Annotated in this window: 21 protein-coding genes; 13 read left to right on the plus strand and 8 right to left on the minus strand. The window is 61.4% G+C overall.

What is annotated here, in order from left to right:
* Positions 1 to 129 precede the first annotated feature (129 nt).
* From ACP0KA_RS19860 to ACP0KA_RS19880, 5 genes are all read left to right on the plus strand, one after another.
* The gene (locus tag ACP0KA_RS19860; protein ID WP_424630442.1) at positions 130 to 423 is read left to right on the plus strand and encodes a DUF3551 domain-containing protein; all 294 of its coding nucleotides are present in this window, start codon (positions 130 to 132) and stop codon (positions 421 to 423) included.
* Between the two features lie 241 nt (positions 424 to 664).
* Positions 665 to 955 (plus strand): DUF3551 domain-containing protein, encoded by a 291-nt coding sequence (locus ACP0KA_RS19865; protein ID WP_424630443.1) that lies wholly within the window; start codon positions 665 to 667, stop codon positions 953 to 955.
* Between the two features lie 206 nt (positions 956 to 1,161).
* The gene (locus tag ACP0KA_RS19870) at positions 1,162 to 1,419 is read left to right on the plus strand and encodes a DUF3551 domain-containing protein (protein WP_424630444.1); all 258 of its coding nucleotides are present in this window, start codon (positions 1,162 to 1,164) and stop codon (positions 1,417 to 1,419) included.
* Positions 1,420 to 1,593: 174 nt separating this feature from the next.
* On the plus strand, positions 1,594 to 2,088 hold the full coding sequence (locus ACP0KA_RS19875) for a nucleoside 2-deoxyribosyltransferase (RefSeq protein WP_424630445.1): 495 nt from the start codon (positions 1,594 to 1,596) through the stop codon (positions 2,086 to 2,088).
* 90 nt (positions 2,089 to 2,178) lie between these two features.
* Positions 2,179 to 2,577, plus strand: a complete 399-nt coding sequence (locus ACP0KA_RS19880) for an LIC_13387 family protein (protein ID WP_424630446.1) — start codon at positions 2,179 to 2,181, stop codon at positions 2,575 to 2,577.
* A 91-nt stretch (positions 2,578 to 2,668) separates the two neighbouring features.
* Here the strand turns inward: ACP0KA_RS19880 and ACP0KA_RS19885 are convergent, their stop codons facing one another.
* A complete protein-coding gene (locus ACP0KA_RS19885; RefSeq protein ID WP_424630447.1) occupies positions 2,669 to 4,744 on the minus strand; it encodes a C1 family peptidase in 2,076 nt (691 codons plus the stop codon).
* A 423-nt stretch (positions 4,745 to 5,167) separates the two neighbouring features.
* On the opposite strand from ACP0KA_RS19885, the gene ACP0KA_RS19890 reads away from it, so the two are divergent.
* The 3 genes from ACP0KA_RS19890 (at position 5,168) to ACP0KA_RS19900 (ending at position 6,562) form a co-directional block, all read left to right on the plus strand.
* The gene (locus ACP0KA_RS19890) at positions 5,168 to 5,317 is read left to right on the plus strand and encodes an XRE family transcriptional regulator (RefSeq protein WP_424631667.1); all 150 of its coding nucleotides are present in this window, start codon (positions 5,168 to 5,170) and stop codon (positions 5,315 to 5,317) included.
* 328 nt (positions 5,318 to 5,645) lie between these two features.
* Positions 5,646 to 5,840, plus strand: coding sequence for a hypothetical protein (locus ACP0KA_RS19895; RefSeq protein WP_424630448.1), 195 nt, complete (start codon positions 5,646 to 5,648; stop codon positions 5,838 to 5,840).
* Between the two features lie 11 nt (positions 5,841 to 5,851).
* Entirely contained in the window at positions 5,852 to 6,562 is a 711-nt protein-coding gene (locus tag ACP0KA_RS19900; protein WP_424630449.1) for a zeta toxin family protein, read from the plus strand.
* Between the two features lie 62 nt (positions 6,563 to 6,624).
* On the opposite strand, the gene ACP0KA_RS19905 is transcribed toward ACP0KA_RS19900, so the two are convergent.
* The 3 genes from ACP0KA_RS19905 to ACP0KA_RS19915 all read right to left on the minus strand — a co-directional run bounded on the left by ACP0KA_RS19905 (position 6,625) and on the right by ACP0KA_RS19915 (position 9,207).
* Positions 6,625 to 7,560 (minus strand): antibiotic biosynthesis monooxygenase family protein, encoded by a 936-nt coding sequence (locus ACP0KA_RS19905; protein WP_424630450.1) that lies wholly within the window; start codon positions 7,558 to 7,560, stop codon positions 6,625 to 6,627.
* Between the two features lie 203 nt (positions 7,561 to 7,763).
* Positions 7,764 to 8,105 carry a low affinity iron permease family protein gene (locus ACP0KA_RS19910; RefSeq protein WP_424630451.1) on the minus strand — a complete coding sequence of 114 codons (342 nt, stop codon included), beginning with the start codon at positions 8,103 to 8,105 and terminating at the stop codon, positions 7,764 to 7,766.
* Between the two features lie 145 nt (positions 8,106 to 8,250).
* Positions 8,251 to 9,207 carry a dienelactone hydrolase family protein gene (locus tag ACP0KA_RS19915; RefSeq protein ID WP_424630452.1) on the minus strand — a complete coding sequence of 319 codons (957 nt, stop codon included), beginning with the start codon at positions 9,205 to 9,207 and terminating at the stop codon, positions 8,251 to 8,253.
* 339 nt (positions 9,208 to 9,546) lie between these two features.
* Between ACP0KA_RS19915 and ACP0KA_RS19920 the strand changes: the two genes are divergently transcribed.
* From ACP0KA_RS19920 to ACP0KA_RS19940, 5 genes are all read left to right on the plus strand, one after another.
* Positions 9,547 to 12,882: a CHAT domain-containing protein gene (locus ACP0KA_RS19920; protein ID WP_424631668.1), complete on the plus strand. Its 3,336-nt coding sequence runs from the start codon at positions 9,547 to 9,549 to the stop codon at positions 12,880 to 12,882.
* Positions 12,883 to 12,929: 47 nt separating this feature from the next.
* A complete protein-coding gene (locus ACP0KA_RS19925) occupies positions 12,930 to 13,391 on the plus strand; it encodes a hypothetical protein (RefSeq protein WP_424630453.1) in 462 nt (153 codons plus the stop codon).
* A gap of 176 nt (positions 13,392 to 13,567) precedes the next feature.
* Positions 13,568 to 14,191 (plus strand): hypothetical protein, encoded by a 624-nt coding sequence (locus ACP0KA_RS19930; protein ID WP_424630454.1) that lies wholly within the window; start codon positions 13,568 to 13,570, stop codon positions 14,189 to 14,191.
* A 2-nt stretch (positions 14,192 to 14,193) separates the two neighbouring features.
* Positions 14,194 to 14,397: a hypothetical protein gene (locus tag ACP0KA_RS19935; protein WP_424631669.1), complete on the plus strand. Its 204-nt coding sequence runs from the start codon at positions 14,194 to 14,196 to the stop codon at positions 14,395 to 14,397.
* Between the two features lie 11 nt (positions 14,398 to 14,408).
* Positions 14,409 to 15,173: a hypothetical protein gene (locus ACP0KA_RS19940; protein WP_424630455.1), complete on the plus strand. Its 765-nt coding sequence runs from the start codon at positions 14,409 to 14,411 to the stop codon at positions 15,171 to 15,173.
* Positions 15,174 to 15,191: 18 nt separating this feature from the next.
* On the opposite strand, the gene ACP0KA_RS19945 is transcribed toward ACP0KA_RS19940, so the two are convergent.
* Genes ACP0KA_RS19945 through ACP0KA_RS19960 form a run of 4 tightly spaced genes read right to left on the minus strand, consistent with a single transcriptional unit; the run spans position 15,192 to position 18,548 of the window.
* Complete coding sequence (locus tag ACP0KA_RS19945) at positions 15,192 to 16,331, minus strand: HlyD family secretion protein (RefSeq protein WP_424630456.1); 1,140 nt, start codon at positions 16,329 to 16,331, stop codon at positions 15,192 to 15,194.
* Positions 16,328 to 16,516 carry a hypothetical protein gene (locus ACP0KA_RS19950; protein WP_424630457.1) on the minus strand — a complete coding sequence of 63 codons (189 nt, stop codon included), beginning with the start codon at positions 16,514 to 16,516 and terminating at the stop codon, positions 16,328 to 16,330. Before ACP0KA_RS19950 ends, ACP0KA_RS19945 begins: the two co-directional genes overlap by 4 nt.
* A 2-nt stretch (positions 16,517 to 16,518) precedes the next feature.
* Entirely contained in the window at positions 16,519 to 16,905 is a 387-nt protein-coding gene (locus tag ACP0KA_RS19955) for a DUF3302 domain-containing protein (RefSeq protein WP_424630458.1), read from the minus strand.
* 47 nt (positions 16,906 to 16,952) lie between these two features.
* A complete protein-coding gene (locus tag ACP0KA_RS19960; RefSeq protein WP_424630459.1) occupies positions 16,953 to 18,548 on the minus strand; it encodes an arylsulfatase in 1,596 nt (531 codons plus the stop codon).
* Between the last annotated feature and the right edge of the window lie 93 nt (positions 18,549 to 18,641).

An 18,641-nucleotide genomic window follows, 5' to 3' on the forward strand; every position in this document is an offset into this window, starting at 1 on the left:
GGGCTTCTCGAAAGGGAGCCCTAGTCAGCCCGCCCCCCATCACGACCTCTTGTTTGGGCTTCCTTCGGGAACACCTCCCACATATATCCAGACGACAGATTCGAAGTCTGATTGCCTCTGGAGGTCGTGATGCGAACGGTTCTTTTCATGCTTGCGGCTTTGGCGGCCAGCGTATTGTTTTCAATGTTCAACGTCAGAGGTGCGCAGGCCCGGGACTATCCATACTGCTTGCTGACCGGCCCCGGGCCGGGCGACTGCAAATACACCAGCTACGCGCAGTGCGAGGCCACCGCATCCGGCACCGGATATTATTGCCAGCCGAACTTCGCGCTTCACCAATCTTATGGCGAGCAGGGTTACGGGCCGGGTTATGCCCGCGCGCCGCGGGCCAGCCGCGCTTACGGTTACGGTCCGCAATACTGACGTGATAGGGGAGCAGCAAACGATGCGCGTCCTCGTCCGCGATTTGCGCGACACGTCAGCCGATCTTCTTTGAATCCAGACCGTGCCTATATCCCAACGACGGATGTTGTTCGGGCATGATCTCTTCGGAAAACCGCGCCACCCTTTTCCGGATTATGCTTGTTTGAGCATGATCTTTTCGCAAAGCCGCTGCACACTTTTCCGGATCATGCTTTTCGTCCGCCTTACTCGGGAGATTGCCATGCGAACCATACTTTTAGCTTTTGCCACTGTCGCCGCGGCCTCGGCGCTCAACGCCGGCGCGGCGCAGGCCCGGGATTATCCATTTTGCCTGGTCAGCGGCCCCGGGCCGGGAGACTGCAAATACGACACCTATGACCAGTGCCTGGCGACCGCATCCGGCACCGGCAAATACTGCCAGCCGAATTACTGGCTGCCGGAGAACCGTACGGGAGCGGGGTATGGCTACGGGCCGGGCGCCACCCCTGCGCCGCGTGGCGGCCGCGGCTACGGTTACGGTCCGCAATACTGACGTGATCCGTGAAGCGGCAGACGATACGCGTCATCGTCCTCAGGCCGCGCGATGCGTCCGCCAGACCTCTTTTGACGGATATTCTCGGAACCAAGGCGCGCGCCTATAATCCCGACAGCGGACGGTGTCTGAGCATGATCTTTTCGGAAAACCGCTGCACGCTTTTCCGGATCATGCTTTGAGTCCGCATCACGCGGGAGATTGTCATGCGTAGCTTACCTTTAGCCGCCGCAGTTGTGGCAGCCGCATCCGTTCTCGACGCCGGCGCGGCGCAGGCCCAGAACTATCCCTATTGCCTGAAGACGGGCCCCGGGCCGGGCAACTGCATGTACTCAACCTATCGGCAGTGCCAGGCGAGCGCATCCGGCACCGGCTATTACTGTCAGCCGAACTACGCGCTTCGCGGCGCTTATGCGCGCTACGGCCGCACGCCGCGGGCCCGTTATTATGGTCCGCAATACTGACGTTGATGCGTGAGCAGCGAGCGGCGTGGCCTCATGTTTTGCAAGCGCTCGGCCTTTGTCTTTGCCTTGGCCAGCGCGTCAGCTAATCTGTGCATCCGTCATCGCGATATCGCCTCACAGCGGTCTCGCGTGGACGTCATCCCGCTTGGTCGTCACGTGCGCAGGTAACCTTCCATGAAAATCTATCTGGCTGGTCCCCTCGGCTTTTCCGAAGCCGGGCGGGCGTTTCATCTCGAGATGGTGAAGCTGCTCGCGCGCGAAGGGCACGACGTGCTCGACCCGTGGGCGTTCGAGCCGAAGACGATCGCCAAGGTCTTGGCGATGCCCTATGGCGAGGCGCGGCGCGCAGCGTGGGCGAAGCTCAATCCTAGGATCGGGCTTGCGAACCAGAAGCTGATCGACAAGGCCGACGTGATCGTCGCCGTGCTCGACGGCGTCGACGTGGATAGCGGCACCGCTTCCGAGATCGGCTATGGCTTCGCGCGCGGCAAACGCATCATCGGCTATCGCGGCGACTTCCGCATCGCGGCCGAGAACGAAGGCTCCGTCGTCAACCTGCAGGTGGAATATTTCATTCGCGCCAGCGGTGGGGCCATCGTCACCGCCATCGCTGACTTGCCGAACGCGCTCAAGAAGGTGCTGAAGCCGCGCGGCCTCCGCAAGTTGTGATCAGGCTGCACTTACGCGATCCTTGCCAGTCCCTCGCTGTTTGCGCTTTGTCCCTTTCGAGGATCATCGCAACATCATCGCGGGGAAAACATGAGCGCGTCGTTGTTATACAGGGTGGCGTCCGTCTTGATCGTGCTGTTCGCGGCCGGCCATCAGTTCGGTTTCCGGAAGGTCAACCCGGCGTGGAAGGCGGAGACGCTGGTGTCGTCCATGCGGTCGCTGACGTTCGACGTCCAGGGCTTCACCCGCAGCTATTGGGATTTCTACACCGGCTTCGGCCTGTTCGTGACTGTGTTTCTGCTGCTGGCGGCGCTGCTCGCCTGGCAACTGGGCAATCCGGAGCTGGCGAAGCTCGCGCGCCCGCTCGCCTGGGGGCTGGTGCTGGCCTTCGCGGTCTCGACGTATCTGAGCTGGACTTATTTCTTCATCGCGCCGCTGGCTCTTTCATCCATCATCACGGTGGTGCTGATCGCGGCGGCGGTGGTCTAAAAAGCGTTGAAGTGAAAGCGGCGCGAGCTCCACGATGGCTTGCCGGTCGAGACAGGAGCGCCATCACCCGTCTCGCCCGGCCGTTGCGCCGTCAGTATCCTGTCAGTTCGTCGCTGCGCGGTGGAAATTTCGGAGCCTTGCCGAGGATGCGCTCCATGATGGTGGAGATTGTCTTCACGTCGTTGTCGAAGCCGCCATGGGAGACCGATCCGGTGCGGCCGTTGGGGGAATAATCGGTGAGGAGCTTCGCAAGCTTCGGCATCTTGCTCTTGAAGGTCTCCATTCCCGCGATCGGCATGTTCGGCGTGGTCTCGAACGCGCGGGACACCAGATAGAGCAGGGAGTGGCTGTACTGCGGCACCAGCGGAATATCCGCCGACACCGTGTCGTCGAGTTCGCGCGCGTCGATCAGGTTATAGAGATAGATCTTGTCTTCCAGGTTTTTCACGAACGGCTCGTAGTTCGTTTTGAAGAAGTCCACCGTGCAGGCCGGCGCCATCAGGTGAATGCTTTCGATATCGATGTTCTTCAGCTTGAAGCGGTCGAACGCCGAGAGCAAATTGCCGAGCACGATCGCGCCCGCGCTGTGCCCCACGAGATGAAGCTTCGGCCGCCGCTTCGCCTTGTCGAGGCCATCGAGCAGCGGCTTTAGTCCCTTATAGCCGCCGTCGTAATCCTGAACGTCCTGAAATGCCGCACGCGCATCCTGCTTCATGTTGCGCCAGGCACGGGTGCCCGCTTCCTTGCCCAGCCCCGCCTCGAACAGGAAATCCCAGTTGCCAATGCCGCCGACGCGGCCCGCAGGCGTTTCGGAAAACCGGCCGAACACTTCGTCGACGAAGCCGGAGCCCCACATCAGGTGGAAATTGTAGATGGTGTTGCGGCCCCAGATGTCCGCACGCTTCCAGGCGGCGATCCTGTTGGCCTCGTTGCCAAGCGTGTTGAGCCCGCCATGGGCATAGATCACGAGATGATCGTAGCCTTTCTTGCTGTTGGAGTCCGGCGCTGTCAGCCGGTTCACCGTCTCCAGCATTTCGTCCGGGGTGGGGGAGCCGTATTTGCCGTCGGTGACCAGCAGCCCGTCGTCGATGTTGATGAAGTGTCCGATGATGTCGGCGCGGGCGGCTTCATGGCCGAAGCTCGTCTGCGTTGCGCTGGACAGGCTGATGCGCGGCGCGGCGCCGAACGCGGTCGGTGCGCGCACGCCGAGCTGCAGCACCCACACATCCATGATGCTGTTGGCCCAGTCGGTATAGCTCCAGTGCGCGATCCCGGTGTCGCCCCAGCCCGATCCCCATGAGTTGAGCACGTAGAATCCGGTCTGGTCGTAGCCGACGATGGCGAAGGCGTGCCCGCCTGCAGGTTTGCCATCCGGCACGATGATGCCGCCCTTCGGATTGTCCCAATTGCTGTGAACCTCGGCCGACGCATAGATCACGCCGACATCGTTCAGCGCGACGTGGTAATCGGTCAGGTCCGGCTGCAGCCTGAAATAGGCGCCTAGGCGCGTTTCGCGTGCCTCCTTGGCCATCTCATAGGTCAGCGTCCATGGCGCGCCGTTCGGCTTGTCCGGCGCGGTCGCCTCAGTGCAGACGCCGTTGCGGAAAAATCCCTTGATCGCGCCGCGCAGGCTGGAGCCTTCGTAGTTGCTTCCGGCCCACTCGTCGTTCTTCTTTGCCATCTCGTAGAGCATGCGTGCGCTGGCGCGCTGCGGCGCCTGGGCATTGATGGTCCTGTGGCGGAGAAAATCGATCACATGCGCGAGCGAATATCCGGTGCAGCTCGAATCCTGCCCCTGATCGCGCACGGGAAAGGCGATGCTCGGATAGATGCCGGCCCGGAGCGGGCGTAGCTGAGGGATGTACGGCCGGTCGCGGATGTCCGGCATGTCGGGCAGGATATCCAGCTTCTTCTTGCCGCGCGCGGTGGCAAGCATTGTCGGATGCGCGAAGAAGCGGCGATTGCCGATCTGGATGTTGTTCAGTGCATGGTCGCCCGGCGCGCGCGCATCCGCCGGAACGGGGGGCGTTTCCCCCGTGATGTCATCTGCCCTGTGGCTCGGTGACTTGTTTCCGCCTTTAGCAGGGGTCTTTTTACTGCCTGTCTTTCCTCCAGTCTTTCCGCCTCCTGACTTTCGTCCTCCGGACGTTCCGGATTTCTTCGCCATGGTGAGCCCCCTTGATGCTTGCGTGATGAAATTCGGCGGCGCGCGCGGTGCATCGCGAACCGGTCAATATGCGAACTGGTCGATCTTTGAGCGTCCCGATGAGGGATGCCCGCTGTACGGATGCTTGGGTGTACGAGCGCGCATCAAAAGCGGCGCCCGGAAAACAAGGACTGAAAACAACGTCTGAAAAAGCAGCGACTGAAAATGATGTGCGGACGATCTAATCACTGCGCGTGCATTCGCGCAATCGCCAGTTGCGGTGATGGCTCGTTGCCCTTTGGGCTATGGCCGCCCTTCAAAGGTCATCGCGTACCGGTGTTTGCGATGCGGCAAGGCGCAGGGTTGTGTTGCGGCTCGTACTGCCATCAGCGCGATGATCGCGAAGCTTGATCTCACGCACGAGCAGGTCGCCACCCGCATGGGCTGAAGCAACCCGATGTTTCAAAATTGCTGCGCGGAAGGTTTGAGGGCTTTTCGCTCGAACGGCTGCTCTGCTTCGTTCGCGCGCTCGGATCTGACGTGGAGATCAAGATCAAGCCGGGCAACAGCGGCAAGAGGGCAGGCTTGTTGTAACCGCCTAGCGGGATGGCGCCGCCCACGCGTTTACCGCACGCGGTGCCTTCGTGAATCTCGTCGCCTGCGTTGACGCGCGGCGCGGTCGCGGCTTTCGAGGGCGTGCGACGTGCCTGGCATGCTATCCGGAAACCTGTCTCATGGCGGGGGACTTCCCCTTGAAATCATGGGAGAATCCAGGTTCCAGATTTTGTTAACCTACTGAAATGTCACTTGATTTTTGGAACGAACGTGCCAACATAGCGTTATTGGGCGTGACCCGATAAATGCTCGTGCGGGCGACCAAGTAGATCTTGAATCTTCCAGCTGGGCTTGATGTGGTGACGATATGAAGGCCGTCAAAGATCTCTCATTGAGCGAGCTAGATAAGCTTTTCCGTTCTGCGACCGCCGCAGCAAAGGAAGAGGCGGCCAAGCACGACCTTCCAAAGGTCGGGTTCGACAAGGACGGCAAGTTGTCGGTGCATCCGGACGACGATGCAAGCTATCATCAGAAGAAGTATAAAGGCCGCAACGTCGCATAACGAGCTTCCTTTTGTCGGAGGATGCAGCACCTTTTTGCCTATGCCTGGCAGGCCCCAACGGCAGCGGAAAATCGACCCTTACAAAGGGTCTTCGACAATTGCATGAGCTCGAGAACTGGATCGATCCCGACGTCGTCGCGTCGGAATTTGGCAAATCGAATCCTCACCTTTCCCCCGATGAAATTTCCAGGGAGGCGTTCAAGCTCGCGCGCAGCAAGCGGGTGGACTACGCGCAGGCCTTGCAGACCTTTGGTTTCGAGACTGTTTTTTCTCATCCATCGAACATTGAATTTTTGGATGCGCTGAAGACGCTCGGATACACCGTGCATCTTTATTTCGTTTGCACCGATGATCCTCAAATTAACGTCGGGCGGGTGAGAAACCGGCATGACTTGGGCGGCCACGATGTGCCGGAAGACAAGATCGTTGCGCGATATTCCCGCGCGATCGATGGTTTGCGACAAAGCGTTCGACTGTTTGATCGCGTCGTCCTGTTCGACAACTCCGAGGCGGACGGTTTGGGGAGGGCGATCGGTCAAATCGCCAACGATGGCGCCACAACGATCGAGTTGACTCCTTTGCCTTATCTTCCGGGCTGGGTGGTGTCCACGACCGGAGCATTCCAGCGTTCAGAACCTTTGCGGACAATGCGTGAAAGCAAACCCTTTCGGAACGACGATTGGATGCGCAGAATCTTTCTGAGGCGATTCTTGATTGATTGACGCGCGCGCCTCGAACGTTGCGATCATTGCGACAGGCGAAACCGAAGACGCGTGCGAAACTTTCACACCCGCTCAGTCCTCGCATTCATGCCGACGCGTTCTCCGTTGGCGGTGCTTTCGTGGATCTCGATGCCTGGGTTCAGCACGCAGCGCGGGTCGGCGTCCTCGCGGTCGATCTCTTCACCGCAATAGCCGTGGGTCTTGGCATAAACCCACAGCTTGTCTTCATCGGCGAACACATCGCTGACGCGGCGCTGGTCCTCGAGCGAGTAGAGATAGCAGTACATCGGCTCGGTCACGGTTTGCTTCGTGTTGTCTGTCATCGGCTTCTCCCTCGCCACGTCAGGGTAATATTGCGGCGCCTCGCGTCGGTCGAACTGGCCGTAGTCGCGCACGATGCGCACGCGCCGCCGCCGCGCACCCTCCGGCAGCGCCACGCGCTTTTCAAACGCGTCCGCATGCTCTTTCGTTCGCCATGACAGCAAAAGAATGACATCGCCCGGCGTCAGCACCGCTTCGAACACATCCCATGCGACGAGACCTTCGGCGCCGAGTTCGAGCCCGAGCGCGGTTGCGATCTCGGGTGCGTTCGTGGCCTTCACCCATTCGGGAGGGCGCGCAACATCGATTAGCGTCACCGTGGTGGCGTCGCCCACTTGCGTTTCGTCGAGACGTTGCTCCTGCACGCTGTGGCCCTGAGGCGGGCGCGTGTCGTCGGTGATCTCGCCGATGCGCAGGTGATAATCGCTGAACACATCGGTACGGCCCTTGTCCTGCACTGCATGGTGGCGCGCATGCACACGCCAGCGCACCATGGCTTTCTCATCGCGCCAGCCGGACATCGCCAACAGCCAGCCGTCGCGCGTCAGACTTCGGTAGCGCACATTGTCGATGAAGCCGTCGATCTTCTCCACCTCCGGCCGCAGCATCTTGGCGTAGCCCAAATAGGTGTCCGTCTGGCCCTGTTTGGGGTGAACCTCGAACAGCACTGCGAACATTCATTTCCTCCGGAGTCTTTATATTTACGCGATCAGATGGCGGTGGTGTGGCCGATATAGCGCATGAGCTTATTGTCAAACATCCCGATTGAAAACGGCGAACGGCGTCGTTGGTTCACGCCGCACCGCGTCGTGGCTCGTCCCTGGTCGCCATGATAAGCTTGACCGCCGCCGGATGGGCGGCGTTTTCCAGCTGTTGAAGTTCAATCGTTGGCTCGATCGCGTTGTTCTTCGATGTCTTCCGGTTCTTGCTTATCGATCTTGGCGAGCCCTGATCGGGCGCGCTTATCCGAGCGTAAGAGTTCATCGAGCTTGGCGTGAACAGCCTGGGTGTCGCGGTGTTCTGATCGTTGGATGAACAGCGTCATCATCCATGTCGCAAGCGTCGCGAAGGCATGCCAGTCAAGCGTCTCAGGCTCAAAGATGAGCCACAGTGCGGCGTAAACGACGACAATCAGAAACGCGACGGGGCTCGCGCTCAAGGCGCCAAGCCGCGTCAGGGCCGAGGAAAACGGATGGCTCCCGTTGCTTTCGGAATATGACATGTCCACCCATCCGATGAGTTGTGCGAGGTCTGGTATGAAGCGGCAGGAACGGGTTGGTTCCTCTACTTGAGACGCTATTTTGCCGCATCCTGCATTCTTGTGTGGCCCGGCCTCCCTCCATGTCCGCGCATCTCAGGCGCGGGCATCACCCCTTCGCCATCGTGCGCTTAAGAAATTCGAACATCCGCTGTCGCCCGTCTTTCGTGGCCTCAGGCGAGAAGCGGTATTCGACATGATGGCCGCGCACGTCGGTCTTGGATCGCCCGTCGAGACCGCGGCAATCCCAGCAATGCGTCGTCTTCGGATAGACGTGCCATTCCACGGTTGCGCCCGCGCGCTTGGCGGCCTCCAGCTTGCTCACGCATTCGCCAGACGGCGTCTCGGTGTCATCCTCGCCCATCAGCACCAGCAGCGGGCGCTTAATGTCGGGATTGAGGGTCTCAAAAGGCGGCCTGCCGTTCGGCGGGGTGATTTTGAAACAGCCGGGATAGAAACTCACCACGGCCGCAAACGGCGTCGCGTTCACCAGCGCTGCGGACGCGTAGTGTTGGCTCGCCGTCATCAGGCCGACCATCGCGCCCCACGAAAATCCCACCAGCGCAATGCGCGCCTTGTCGACGTAAGGTTGGTTGCGCAAATGCTCCGCCGCCTGCAGCGCATCGCGCACGCCGCGGAAGAAGTTCACGCCATTTTTCGGGCCGTAGCATACGGTTGTCACGCCGCGCGGCGTGAGGCTGTCGATCATCAGCACCACGTAGTTCTGCGCCACGGCTTCCCGCGCATTGGCCATCACCGCGCCATTAAGTCCCGCGCACTGGTGCACCATGACGATGGCGGGGAAGGGGCCGTCGCCTTCGGGCTTCATCAGCGTCATGCGCCGCTCAAGACCCGCGGCACCCGTCTGGGCTTTGTCCGGAAACGTCAGGTCGGGCGCGACTGTCGCCCCACGCATGATCGCCGCTGTGGGCCAGAGGACATCCGGCTTCACAGTATCTGGCTTGGCGGCGTCCGGGGTGCGGTCGTCCGCCAGCGCTGTGGTGCCGAAGTTGGCGGCGAGGCAGCCGATCATCAAGCAGACGATCGCGGTGGTTCGGGCTCTCATTGGATGGTTCTCTTGGGGGCGGCTCTCATGGCAGGAAACTCATTGGGCGGCTCTTACGGCAACGCTTTCTCATGGCGGGCTTGTTTTCACGAAACGGCTGTTGTTGTCACGAATGGCTCTCGCTCATGCTTTCGCGGGACGATGACAACGAGGACAAGACCCAGATGGGTCTTGTTATCGTGCGAAGTCTGCCGGTATTATCGCTTTTTTCGACATGTCAATTTTCATTGGGGGGAGATTATGCCTCTGGACGGATTGTCCTTTCCCGCAAGATGGCGTCGCGTTTTCTCCTTGAACAGCCCACTGCTTCCTTCGTTATTTGGCGCGCTCGCCGCCCTGATGGTCGCTGTTTTGGCCGCGCAGCCCGCCTTGGCCGAACTCTCCAAGGAAGCGGCCATCGAACAATGCCGCATGAGCGTCGGGAAGCCCATCGTGATGGGCTGCATGCGCGGCGGCGGCGGCAGCTTAGAAGCCTGCCGCGCCCAGGCCACGCCGAAGGTGAGGGCCTGCGTGATGGCGAAGCTGCAGGCCGCCAACCGCCGCGCCAATGTCGCGGTTGCCGTTCCCACCGAGGCCGCGCCGAAACTGGCGCCGGGCGTGGCGTTGCCTGCGGGCTTCGTCGCGCCGCCGCGGACGATTTCCGACATCACCGCCATTCTCGATAGCGAAAAGCCGGACCTGAAGAAGATCGAAGAAAAGAAAGCCGACGCCGACGAGCAGCCCAGCGGCAAGGAATCGCGGGCAGAGCTCGCGCAGTTCTATTATGACCGCAGCAACGCGCGCAGCGAACTCGGGCGGCTGGCGGAAGCCATCGCCGATTCCAACAAGGCGCTCGAGGTGGGCCAGGGTGCGATCTCGCCGGCCTTCAAAGGCCGTATCATCGTGCTTGCGGGGTTGAATTACCTCGCGGCGGGCGACCCCAAGAAGGCGCTCGAACTTTCTCAGCGCCAGTTGCGGGAGGTGGCCGGACAGCCGGGCGCGAAGGGCTATCTGTTCGGCGCCAACCGGCAGATCGCGGGTCTCTTGATCCAGATGGGCGATCTCGCCCAGGCCGATGCCTATGTGCGGAAGAACGCTGTCGCGATCCAGGAGGCGCGCACCAGTGGCCACCCCGCCTGGCGCGCCGCCTACGCCAAGCGCGGGCAGAGCTGGGAATCCGAGATCGAATTCGGCCGTGCTTTTCTGGCTGAAGCGCGCGGACAGTTCGCTGAAGCCGAAACCGCATACAGGCTCACCGAACAGCGCCGCCGCGCCGCCATGAAGGACCTGCTCGATTCAGAAAATGCCCCTTCCGAATCCGTGCTGTTGCAGGGCGTCGATTTCACCGTGCTGAAGCAGGCGCGGATGAAGGCAAAGCAGGGACGGCTCGCCGAAGCCGAGGCCGATGCGCGGCGGGCACTGCTCTCGCGCCTCAAGGACAATGGCAAGTATCACCAGCAAACGCCGCGTTATATTTCCGGCCTCGCCGCGATCCTCGTGGAGCAAGGCCGCTACCCGGACGCCGAAAAGTTGATGCGCGTGGCGCTCGAAATCAACGAGACGATGGGCATCGCACCGGACGCGCAGTCCAACGTTGACACGCTGGCTCAGCTTGCGGGCGTGCTGAACCTGCAGCGCAAGACCGCGGAAGCAGCACGCTTGTTCGACCGCATTGACCAGGCCATCGCGAAATGGGACCCGACACGTCGCCAGGTCTATGAACTCAATCCGGCGCGCATTCTCTCGCTGTACGCATCGGGGCAGGTCGAAGCCGGTGTCGCCGCCGCCGAGAAGCTGGTGAAGAACCTGTCGGCGCGGGTCGGCGAGAACCATTTCGACACGGCCTCCGCCCGCGGTGCGCTGGCCGCCGGCCTGATGCGAGCGGGCCGCGATGCGGATGCGGCGCGCGAATTCAAGGCCGCGATGCCGATCATGCTGACGGGCGCGCGCGAAAACGCCGACGACGAAAACACCACGGTGGTGGCGGCGCGCACGCTGCGCCTGCAGAACACGGTGGAGAGCTACTTCCTGCTGTTGACGCGGGACGGCGCGCCTGCGGGTGAGGTGGGCGAGGAGACCTTTGCATTGGCGGACGCCGTGCGCGGACATTCGGTGCAGCAGGCGCTGGCGGCATCGAGCGCCCGCGCCGCCGCGAAGGACCCCAAGCTCGCCGACCTCGTGCGCAAGGAGCAGGACCTCGTCAAGCAGGTCAACGCCCAGCTCGGCACATTGAACAATGTGCTCTCGCTGCCGTCCGGCGAGCGCGACGACAAGGGCGTGCAGGCGATCAATGCCTCGATCAATACGCTGCGGACCGAGCGCAACAAGGCGCGGGCCGAGATCAACCAGAAGTTTCCGGCCTATGCGGAATTGGTTTCGCCCAAGCCGCCGTCGGTCGCCGAGATCCGCGCGCTGCTCGCAGACGGGGAGGCGATGCTCTCGTTCTATTTCGGGCAGAGCGGCAGCTTCGTATGGGCCGTGCCGAAGAGCGGCAACGTTGCGTTCGCGCGGATCAAGGCGACCAGCGGCGAGATTGAGAGCAAGGTGCGCAAGCTGCGCGAGGCGCTGGAGCCGCAGGCCGCGATGATCTCGGACATTCCGCCGTTCGATCTCGCACTCGCCCATGAGCTTTATGCACTGCTGCTGCAGCCGGTGGAAAGCGGCTGGAAGGACGCGAAGAATCTCGTCGTTGTCACCAACGGCGCGCTCGGCCTGTTGCCGCTGTCGCTGCTGCCGACTGCGCCCGCAACCGTGAAGCAGGACGACGATCCGTTGTTCGCAAGTTACCGCAATGTGCCGTGGCTGGCGCGCACCCACGCGGTCACCACGGTGCCCTCAGCCGCGGCGCTGCGCACGCTGCGGCAACTGCCGCCCGGCAAGCCCGGCCGCGGCGAACTGGTGGCGTTCGGCGATCCGTACTTCTCAACCGATCAGCAGGCGGAGGCTCAGGACGAAGCCGCCAAAGTGCGCGTCGCCAGCACCGACACCAACACTATGCGTGGCGTGCCGCTCAAACGCCGCAGCAGTCCGAAGCTGGAGGGCGTGGACAGCGCCGAGATCGCGTTGTTGCCGCGGCTGCCCGACACTTCGGAAGAGCTGAAGTCGATTGCATTGGCCTTGCAAGCGGACCCGTCGCAGGTGCTGCATCTCGGCAAGGACGCCACGGAAAGCGCGGTGAAGACCATGAACCTGTCCGGCTTCAAGGTTCTGGCCTTCGCCACCCACGGCCTGGTGCCCGGCGAACTCAATGGCCTGACGCAGCCCGCGCTGGCGTTGTCATCGCCCAAGGTGACCGGTGAAGAAGGCGACGGCCTCCTGACCATGGAGGAGATCCTCGGCCTCAAGCTCGATGCCGACTGGGTCATTCTCTCGGCGTGCAACACCGGCACAGGCGCAGGCGCGGGCGCGGAAGCAGCCTCGGGCCTCGGCCGCGCGTTCTTCTATGCCGGCACCCGCGCGCTGCTGGTGACGAACTGGTCGGTGCATTCGCAGTCCGCCCGCGAACTGGTGACCGACCTGTTCAAGCGACAGGCGGCGGATGCCAAGCTGCCGCGCAGCGAGGCGCTGCGGCAGGCAATGATGGCGCTGGTGGATGGTCCGGGTTATCTCAATGCCGAGGGCAAGACCGAATTCGCCTATGCGCATCCGCTGTTCTGGGCACCGTACACCATTATCGGCGACGGCGGTGTCCGCTGACCCGTCAGCGCAAAAACAAACATAAGAGGACCAAGAGGAAGAACGTGATGAAATATGTGCAGAGCGCCGTTGTCGTGCAGAGTGTCTTTCTAGCCGCCACCATGCTGCTGGCCACGCCATTGCAGAGCCATGCCGGCCAACTCATCACCGCAGAGGAGGCGAAGCTGCCGCCGCCCAAGGGCGCGGTGGCGACGGAGCGGCGCGGCATCATGCGCGGGCCGAAGATCCTTTATACCGGGCCGAGCGATGCGACGAAGTCGCCGATCCGGCTTCAGCTCAAGTTCGAATCCTACGGCGACGCCAAGATCGACGCCAACTCCGTCAAGATGACCTACTTAAGGACGCCGAATGTGGACCTGACCTCGCGCGTGACGAAATACGTGCAGCCGAGCGGCATCGACATGCCCGACGCCGAATTGCCGCCGGGCGACTACATGCTGCGCGTGGATTTGAAGGACAGCGACGGCCGACCTGCCAGTACCAGCTTCACATTGAAGATTGCTCCTTGAACCCCGTTCGGTGCCGCAACGACCAATGGCGTCAGGTCACAACCGTATCCATGGGGCTTCGAACGCGCGCATCATGCGGATTGGCGCCACGCCCATGTACCTTTCAACGTGCGATCCAGCTTGAACCAAGCGCCTTAAACCAAGTCTCTTAAATCAAGTGTGACGCAATGCTTGTGATGTCCGATACAGCTAAATATGCAACCGTCATCCTGCTGCTGCTGGCAATATTGTTCGCATACATCAAAGGACGAAGCGCGGTCTCGGCAAACGGTCAGTCGCTCGCCTGGACGCAAGTTCCTCTGATTGCCGTCCTGATCGTTTGTATCGGTCCAAGCGTGGTCGCCACACTGATCTATCTTGGTACCAAACTCGGTCTGTTCCAGGCCGGACCATCCGGAGTTCGATTTTCGAGTTTCATCTATCTACAGCCCCTGGATTTCGCGATCATGAACTGGGGATTTGTTGTTTTGTATGTGACGTGTCGGCTGTTCCCGAATTTCGGCGCGCCCCGGTCTGCGATGTGGCTGTCCGCAACCTTGATGTTTCTTCTGAACGTGCCGCTGTTCTTCCTAGGCCCGGAGATGGTGTCCAACGCCCGCGATGCGGGGCAAGGCATCGGCATTGTTCTGGCCGTGCTCGGCATGCCGATGTGGTACCCGGGCTTTGTTGATCCCGAATCCAGCATTGGTCAGCTTCTCTGTGCGCCCCTGGCACCTGTGCCGTTCGCAGGCTTGATCGGCTGGATCGGCGGGCAATTCATCGGAAGGGCCACCAGCCCCGCAGAAAGGGAAACGGCGTGACGATGATCTGCCCCTACTGCCTGAAAGAGAACGTGGACGAGGTGCTGGTCTGCGTCACCTGCTCGCGCGACATCGCGGTGCCGGCGACGCTGATCGCGGAGCGCGATGATCTCATTGCCAAGCGCGACGCCGCCCGCGAGGAGCTGCAGCGGGCGATGGCGGAGCTTGCCATGTTCAAGACCCGAGAGAACAAAAGGTCTGCCTGAAAGAATTGCTGATGGAATGTCCGTTCTGCGCCGAGACGATCAGGGACGAAGCTATCGCGTGCAAGCACTGCTCGCGCGATCTGCGCGTGGTGCGTCCCGTCCTGCTTGAAATCGAGGGCCTCGTCGGAGAGCTCGAACGCATCCGCAGCGCGCTCGACCGCACCCATGCGAAGCTGGAGCGTTACCAGCATCCGCTGCGCTACTTCATCACCCATGTGGCGCTGTATGTGGCGATCCCGGTGCTGCTGCTGCTGGTCGCGCACGCTGTCGTCACCATCGTGCTCGATGTCTCGCAGCTTTATTTGCGCATCGCTTCCCTCGTCATCCCGCTGCTGTTCGGCCTGTTGAGCTTCCCGCTGCACAAGCTGCGCGCAGGCGGCGCGGCGTTGGTCGGCCTGCTCACCGCGGCGTTAAGTGTGTTCGGCATGCTCACGGTGACGGGACTGCACGATCACGTGCCGATACTGCCGGGGCCGTGGATCGAATGGCGCGAGGTGCTGGAATATTCCACCAGCATTTTCCTCGCCTTCATGTGCGGCAACATCATCGGCCTCATCATCTTCGATGTGCTGCCGAAGACGCTGGGGCAGGGCGGCAAACCCAACGCCGCCGCCTTCCGCGCCGCGCGCATGTTGGGTCAGCATGTGGGCGAAGAAACCCTGCGCCGCCGCGCGCGGCTGATCCAGGACCTGATGCAGACCGCCGGCCCGATGATCGGCGTCGCCGCCACCGCGATCGGCTCGGCCTATACCGGGCTGAAGGGGATTACGGGGTAGGGGCTCGACGCCAGACCCTCAAGACGAGAAGAACAGGTAGTTGAGCCAGCTGTTGGCGCGTATCACGGCCATCCGGATCACGCCCGCGATTTGCACGCGGCCGCTGAAGACGGCGGCGCTTCCTTGCGTTCCTGCCGGCAATCGCAGATCATCGCCATCGTCGAGCTTGATGCGGACGGCAAAGCGCGCGTTATGGGGCGCATCGATGCCGGGGAAAAGCCCGGTCGCCGTGAGCTGCCCTTCAGAAGCAAGATCGATGGCGGTCAGAACCTTTCCCGGAAAAACCTGCCCAGGATACATCGGAAATACGACCTCGGCATAAGCGCCGGGTTTGATGGATAGATAAGGCCCTTGCATGAAGGTTGCGACGACAACGCCGCGATTGGCGTCGTCGCGATTGCAGACGAACGGCATGACCGACGCTGTTGCGTTGACGACCGCGCCGGGCAGGAGCTGCAGGTTCGTGACGTAACCGTCGCACGGCGCGCGGACGGTGGCCTCGTCGAGATTATATTTCGCCTGATCGAGCTGCTGGCGTGCCTGCGCGACGGCGGTGTTCTCGTCTCCGATATTGGATTCATAGGCGAGGCGGGCCTTCATCTCCACAGCCTTCGCCTCCGTCACCGCCTGCTGGGTGGTCTCCAGGTTGCGCTGGAATTTGTCGAGCGCGGCCTGCGCGATGTCGCCCTTGGCAAAGAGTTGTTTCTGGCGATCATAGTCCGCCTCGGCCAAACCCGATTGCGCCTCCGCCCGTTCGACGCCTGCTGAGGCCTGTTCCACGGCCGCCTTCAATTGCGGGACCAGTTGATTGGCGGCCGCGACGGCAGCCTGCAGCCGATTGACCTCGAACTGGAACGGCCGTGGGTCGATCGTGAACAGCACATCGCCTTTCTTCAAAGGCGTGTTGGGTTGCACGATCACATTCTCGACGCGGCCCGGCACGGTGACGTGCGGCGTGATCTGCACGACGCGCTGGAATACGCGGGCATCGGTCGATGACGGATGATAATTGTTCATCGACAGGATGATATAGAAGGCGAACAGCGGGCCAACCGCGGCAAGCACGATCGCAATCGGCAGCGAGAGGCGTATCAGCTTGAGCCTGGCGAACACGAGCCAGATCAGCGCGGCGTAGCTTGCGAAGATAGCCGCCATCATGGCTTGCCACTCCCGCTGCCTGCGCCACCGAGTTTGCGCTCAAGTGCCGCGATCTCCGCGTTCAACGCAGCAAGCTCCGCCTCGATCGTATCGGTGGGGACGCTCGCGGGTGCAGGGATGTTTTCCGCATTCAGCTTGCGATAGAGGTAGATGACGAAGACTGAGCTTGCGATGGCCCACAGCATGTTTAGCTACCCGTGCGTTGCTGTGGCAGCCGGCCTTCAACCGCCGCAAGCCGCTGTCGTGCCTCGTGCAGCCTGGCGAGCAGGGTTTTGTCGTCGGCCTTCGCCGCGCCGCCGGTCAATGATTCGGACGGCGCGAGATAAGCCCACACCAGTGCCAGCGGCCACAACACCAGTGTGATGAGGCCCATCCAGCCACAGATGTTGATGGCGTCCGCCTGCGGATGGTTACGCGCGCGAGCTATCGCGCCCGGAAGGCGGCCGAGCCGGTAGATCACATAGGCGATCACAACGGGCATGATGCAGAGGATGATCAGCGTCAACCAATGCAGGAACGGTCCGACAGCCTGCAGCTTGAAATCCATGATGCCCTCCAGCGCATTGTCACTCAACTAACTTATCCGAGGCCGGGCAACTCGTTCTCCCCCGTCGATGTCCATTACTGCTCAAGGCCGACTTGTTTCGGCGGGTACTTCTTGAATGTCGCCGCCTCTGCCTTGAGTTCGGCGGCCATTGAAGCGAGCCAGGCGTTCATCCGATGACCGACCGGATATTGCTCTTTAGGGTCGATGTAGAGATTGAAGAGCCAGGGTGCCAAGCCGACGTTGCTGACGGTCGTCATGTCGATGTTCAGCCACTGCGCCTGTTCCTGAACAACCTTTGTCACGATCTTGTAGCCGTACATGCGCATGCCCGCGAGGTTGTGCTCGACCCAGATGAACACCTTCTCGCGGTTCGATTTGCCGTCGTTGGCCAGCAGGAACGAGGTCTGGTCGATGCCATCGATGTATCGATCGGCCGGAATCTTGTCAGCGGCATTCCCCAATCGGATCGACGTATTGAAAAGATCCATCAGATCGAACAGACCATTGCTTTCGCGCCCCGGCTTGATCACGCCTTTCCAGTACGCGATGCCCGGCACGCGCACGCCGCCCTCCCAGGGAGAACCTTTGGCGCCGCGGAATGGCGTATAGCCGCCATCCGGCCACGCATCGAGCTGCGGGCCGTTGTCCGACGTGATGAAGACAAACGTGTTGTCAGCAATTCCTGCTTCGTCGAGAGCCGCAACGATATCGCCTATCAGCGCATCGACTTCGACGACATTGTCTTTGTACTGATATTTGGATGTGCTTTTGCCGCGAAATGCCTTGCTGGGGTGATTGTCGGCATGCACCCGCATGAAATTGTGCGCGATGAAAAATGGCTTGTCGCTTTTCGCATCCTTTTTGATCTGATCGATCGTGAACTTCGCCAGCGTCTGGTCGGCTTCGGCAAATTGCTCGATGCTCGTGGTCTTTTCGACAACGCGCTCTTCCTCGCCTTTGCGCCCGTAGTACATATCGATCTTTCCACCGGCTGTTTTGATGCGGGTGACCATGTCCGGGTCGAGAACAAGATCGGGATAGCGGCGCGCATCTACTTGCTGGGTCAATTCCTTCTGTGAGGCGTAGTAGCCCTGGAATTCATCGAATCCGACGTCGAAGGGACGCATGCCCGGCAGCTCGCCGGTATGCCATTTCCCGGTCAGCACCGTGTGGTAGCCGGCACTCGAAAGAATGCTTGCGACGCTGATTTCACTGTCCCAGGGATTCACGCTCACTGTGTCGCCGGCCAGAATGGGTCTGGTAAGTCCGGTGCGCACGGGAAGCCGGCCGAGCATCATGGCTGAGCGAGTGGGTGTACACGTGGGCTGCGAATAAGTAGAGGTCAGCTTGAGCCCTTCACGGGCAAGGCGGTCAATGTTGGGGGTCGCAGCCCCGATGGACTCGCCACCGCCATAACAGCCCGGGTCGCCGTAGCCCATATCGTCAATCACCAGCCAGAGAATGTTCGGCCGTTTCTTTGTCGCAGCAAAACGCTCATCGAGTTTGCGTTGGGCGGCTTGTTCCTGCGCGGGGAAGGAGAGGGCGGGTTCGGAATGGTCGTTGACCCTCACCGCATTGCTGAGGGCTGATGTCTGTGCGTGCAACGAACCTGAAATGAGCGCGAGCAAGGCTGACAGCGCAGCTCCGGCCGCGAGATGGGAGCATTTCATTGCTATTGACCCCTTCCAACTGAATTATCACTCTAGGCAGAAGCAAGCGCACCCGCTGCGGTCGGGACGAAAAATTCTCGCCGATTCATGCTC

It is taken from the genome of Bradyrhizobium sp. SYSU BS000235 (assembly GCF_049747295.1).
Taxonomy (GTDB): domain Bacteria; phylum Pseudomonadota; class Alphaproteobacteria; order Rhizobiales; family Xanthobacteraceae; genus Afipia.

Excerpts from the sequence above, each read along its gene's own strand:
- ACP0KA_RS19870 (WP_424630444.1), top strand. The coding sequence starts at position 1,162 with ATGCGTAGCTTACCTTTAGCCGCCGCAGTTGTGGCAGCCGCATCCGTT.
- ACP0KA_RS19950 (WP_424630457.1), bottom strand. The coding sequence starts at position 16,516 with ATGCTGTGGGCCATCGCAAGCTCAGTCTTCGTCATCTACCTCTATCGC.
- ACP0KA_RS19860 (WP_424630442.1), top strand. The coding sequence starts at position 130 with ATGCGAACGGTTCTTTTCATGCTTGCGGCTTTGGCGGCCAGCGTATTG.
- ACP0KA_RS19910 (WP_424630451.1), bottom strand. The coding sequence starts at position 8,105 with ATGTCATATTCCGAAAGCAACGGGAGCCATCCGTTTTCCTCGGCCCTG.
- ACP0KA_RS19960 (WP_424630459.1), bottom strand. The coding sequence starts at position 18,548 with ATGAAATGCTCCCATCTCGCGGCCGGAGCTGCGCTGTCAGCCTTGCTC.
- ACP0KA_RS19875 (WP_424630445.1), top strand. The coding sequence starts at position 1,594 with ATGAAAATCTATCTGGCTGGTCCCCTCGGCTTTTCCGAAGCCGGGCGG.
- ACP0KA_RS19895 (WP_424630448.1), top strand. The coding sequence starts at position 5,646 with ATGAAGGCCGTCAAAGATCTCTCATTGAGCGAGCTAGATAAGCTTTTC.
- ACP0KA_RS19935 (WP_424631669.1), top strand. The coding sequence starts at position 14,194 with ATGATCTGCCCCTACTGCCTGAAAGAGAACGTGGACGAGGTGCTGGTC.
- ACP0KA_RS19880 (WP_424630446.1), top strand. The coding sequence starts at position 2,179 with ATGAGCGCGTCGTTGTTATACAGGGTGGCGTCCGTCTTGATCGTGCTG.
- ACP0KA_RS19865 (WP_424630443.1), top strand. The coding sequence starts at position 665 with ATGCGAACCATACTTTTAGCTTTTGCCACTGTCGCCGCGGCCTCGGCG.
- ACP0KA_RS19925 (WP_424630453.1), top strand. The coding sequence starts at position 12,930 with ATGAAATATGTGCAGAGCGCCGTTGTCGTGCAGAGTGTCTTTCTAGCC.
- ACP0KA_RS19915 (WP_424630452.1), bottom strand. The coding sequence starts at position 9,207 with ATGAGAGCCCGAACCACCGCGATCGTCTGCTTGATGATCGGCTGCCTC.
- ACP0KA_RS19945 (WP_424630456.1), bottom strand. The coding sequence starts at position 16,331 with ATGATGGCGGCTATCTTCGCAAGCTACGCCGCGCTGATCTGGCTCGTG.
- ACP0KA_RS19930 (WP_424630454.1), top strand. The coding sequence starts at position 13,568 with ATGTCCGATACAGCTAAATATGCAACCGTCATCCTGCTGCTGCTGGCA.
- ACP0KA_RS19905 (WP_424630450.1), bottom strand. The coding sequence starts at position 7,560 with ATGTTCGCAGTGCTGTTCGAGGTTCACCCCAAACAGGGCCAGACGGAC.
- ACP0KA_RS19885 (WP_424630447.1), bottom strand. The coding sequence starts at position 4,744 with ATGGCGAAGAAATCCGGAACGTCCGGAGGACGAAAGTCAGGAGGCGGA.
- ACP0KA_RS19940 (WP_424630455.1), top strand. The coding sequence starts at position 14,409 with ATGGAATGTCCGTTCTGCGCCGAGACGATCAGGGACGAAGCTATCGCG.
- ACP0KA_RS19920 (WP_424631668.1), top strand. The coding sequence starts at position 9,547 with ATGGTCGCTGTTTTGGCCGCGCAGCCCGCCTTGGCCGAACTCTCCAAG.